This window comes from Kushneria aurantia DSM 21353 (assembly GCF_000382245.1).
Classification (GTDB): domain Bacteria; phylum Pseudomonadota; class Gammaproteobacteria; order Pseudomonadales; family Halomonadaceae; genus Kushneria; species Kushneria aurantia.
Genome location: NZ_KB907918.1, coordinates 1 through 2,974 on the forward strand (window position 1 = coordinate 1; position 2,974 = coordinate 2,974).

The 2,974-nt window shown below is 54.0% G+C and carries 4 protein-coding genes; all 4 read right to left on the reverse strand.

The window, feature by feature from the left end; translation table 11 throughout:
* On the reverse strand, positions 1–440 hold a 440-nt coding region (locus tag H146_RS19935), incomplete at its 3' end, for an aldehyde dehydrogenase family protein (protein ID WP_033195877.1).
* A gap of 101 nt (positions 441–541) precedes the next feature.
* The gene (locus H146_RS21110) at positions 542–1,489 is read right to left on the reverse strand and encodes a dihydrodipicolinate synthase family protein (RefSeq protein WP_083920959.1); all 948 of its coding nucleotides are present in this window, start codon (positions 1,487–1,489) and stop codon (positions 542–544) included.
* 78 nt (positions 1,490–1,567) lie between these two features.
* On the reverse strand, positions 1,568–2,500 hold the full coding sequence (locus H146_RS21115) for a 4-hydroxyproline epimerase (protein WP_083920961.1): 933 nt from the start codon (positions 2,498–2,500) through the stop codon (positions 1,568–1,570).
* Between the two features lie 180 nt (positions 2,501–2,680).
* Positions 2,681–2,974 (reverse strand): FadR/GntR family transcriptional regulator (locus H146_RS0117980; protein ID WP_019953260.1); only part of this gene is annotated, 294 nt, incomplete at its 5' end.

A 2,974-nucleotide genomic window follows, 5' to 3' on the forward strand; every position in this document is an offset into this window, starting at 1 on the left:
ATATGCCGCTGGCGCAGGTCGGTGCGCGGCATCGGCTGGCGATCGGGCATGGCCGGATCGACGCGCACATCGAGCCACTCGCCGTCACGCACGACCCGGGCGAACAGCCGCAGCTGATTGCAGGTCCGCCCGCGCTCGCCCTGAAGGCGCCCCTGGGCCAGGCCGCTCTCGGCCACGGCACGCTCGATCAGGGCATCGCCCAGCGCCTCGATCTCATCGGCAATGGTTTCGAGAAAGTGCGCCCGCTCCTCGAGCCCGGTTTCGCGATAGCTGTCGAATGCTGCCCACGCCAGCGCGCAGGCCTGCTCGACCTCGTTGGCGGTGCCGCCGCCATAGGCCGGCTCCAACGTCTCGCCGGTCGCCGGATTGAGGGCGTGCAGCGGTTCGCTGGCGCCCTTGATGGCGTGCTGGCCGATAAGAAGTTCGCCTGTCAGTTGCATATCTGACTCCCGGTCGATGTCATGTTATTCGGGGTGTCCCCCGAACTTCTGATCCGAAAATAATCGGTACATTTTCCTGGCTTCATGAATTGTTCCTGACTTCATGAGTTGGAATTATTGCCCGGCCACTGGGCATACCATTCACGAAACAACGCGTACTGTGTTTCCGCGTAATGCTGCTGAGAAGGGGTCAAGACATCCGTCTCATTGAAGTGAAGTCGATACTCTGCTTCCCCATTAAGCATCATCAAATATTTATAATAAAGAACCAAATCGGCTCCTTCATCAAAAGAGGAAAGAACCGCAAGAGCGGACTCAAGCTCCTGCGCAAATCGTCGCGCTTGACAATTGCCTCTGGCCGCCTGCTTGCTGAACGAAACCAGTCTCAGGACCTCTCGGGGCAAAACATTGCCGATACCCGTGATAGCCCCCGTAGCATTGCAATTTACAAAACCATTAAAGACCTGCGTATCGACGCCCACCATCAACGTAATCTCATCATCACCTGAAGTGATGTGCTCGGCAGCGTAACGAAGATCGGCAGCACCCCCGAACTCTTTAAAGCCTATAAGATTAGGATGCTGACGGCGCAGTTCGAAGAAAAGGTCGGCCCGAGTAGAAAAACCGTAATAAGGGCTATTGTAAATTACCGTCGGCAGATTCGGAGCCGCCTCAAGAACTGCCGAAAAGTGGGCTTTCTGAGCAACGGCTGAATTACCGCGTGACAGTACGCGGGGGATAACCATTAAGCCGCTTGCACCAACTTTGCTCGCATGTTCAGCGTGAGAAATAGCTTCGCGTGAATTGACTGCGCCGGTGCCAACTATCGTGGGAATACCGGCATTAACCAGTCGCCTCACACCCTCCTGACGTTCGCTTTCAGCCAGCAATGGCCAGTCGCCCATCGAGCCGCAATAAACTACGGCACTCATGCCTTCCTCAATCAGCTCGCGACCTTTCTTGACCAACGCTTCAAAGTCCGGCCTACGCTCGGCCGTACAAGGCGTCATAAGAGCAGGTATACAACCGGTAAATATATTGTCATTCATTGTAGCCCTTCCCCAAACAGTGGATAAAATTCATTCTTCCTTTTAAAGCCGTTCCGAATGAAATGGTTTATTGTGAAATTACGTCGAGATTCCCCAGATAAAGGGATCGTCCTCATCGAATAGCAACGTGTTTTCAGCAGAAAGCCAGGCACGCCCCTTGATCCACGGGACAATACAATCCCCTTTATTTTGATAGTACGCCTCAAAACGACTGCCTGTAGTGCTGGATTGTGTCCAGAACTCACCTGCATCCAACCTGCCGTCGGCAGCAAGACAAGCAATCTTTGCACTGGTACCGATTCCACAGGGAGAACGGTCATAAGCTTTGCCCGGGCATAGTACAAAGTTACGACTATCAGTCTCTTCATCATCGCCAAAAAGCTCAACATGATCAATCAGAGCACCACTCTCACCGGTAATGCCATTTGCTTCAAGCTCCTGTCGAATGGCACATGTAAAGTCGGTCAGGACATCAACATTATCAAGCGTCAGACGCTGGCCGTGATCGCTTACCAGAAAAAACCAGTTACCTCCCCAGGCAATATCACCGTGCAGGTAGCCATTACCGGGCACTGCAATACCAACGTCCTTGCGATAACGCCAGGCAGGCACATTGCGGACTGTTACAGCGCTGTCCTCATGGAGTCGGGCTTCGACCAGCCCTACTGGTGTATCAATCTTGTGCACGCCGGGCACGATATAACCCAGATGATATAAAGAGGTTACCAATCCAATAACGCCATGGCCGCACATACCGAGATAACCACTGTTATTGAAGAAGATAACGCCGCAGATTGCCCCCTCCGATTCAGGCTCACAGTACAGCGCTCCCACCAGGACATCGTGGCCTCGTGGCTCCAGCAGACAGGCACGTCGCCAGTGGTCATGCTGTTCACACAGCTCATCTCTCATTTCAACGATGGTACGGCCCGTAAGTTCCGGGAAGCCTTCCATGACCAGACGGGTAGGCTCTCCCCCTGTATGGGAATCGATGACACGCATCATTCTCATAAGGCTTTCCTTTCTTCGATTGTTCAAGGAATCGGCACAATCAGTTTGTAGATTTTATACAATCTACAAATTTGCATGTCAAATGAGACCTCCTGCTGAAAGTACCTGCTCAGCTCTCGCGTTGCCGAGAAGGCTGACCCGGAGCCACGTACTATCCCGGAGTCCTTGGTAGGCTTGAACTCATGATCTATAGGCAGCGTAGGTCTCACGTGCCCGACTGAAGTGGCAAACCACCGCTTCCCGTGCCCCCTCGCTGTCGTGCGCCAGGATGGCATTGAGAATCGCGCCATGCTCCTGTGCCACCATCTCCAGGTAGCGCTGCGTGGAAGCAGTATCCAGTTCGGTCGCGATCAAACGCGCACGCGGGATCGCTTCCTGGCTGAGCGGTTCGTAACAGGAGAGAAAGAAAGGATTATGGGCAGCTTCAATGATCGCGCGGTGGAACTGATAGTCTTCCCGGCGCGCCTGGTCGCC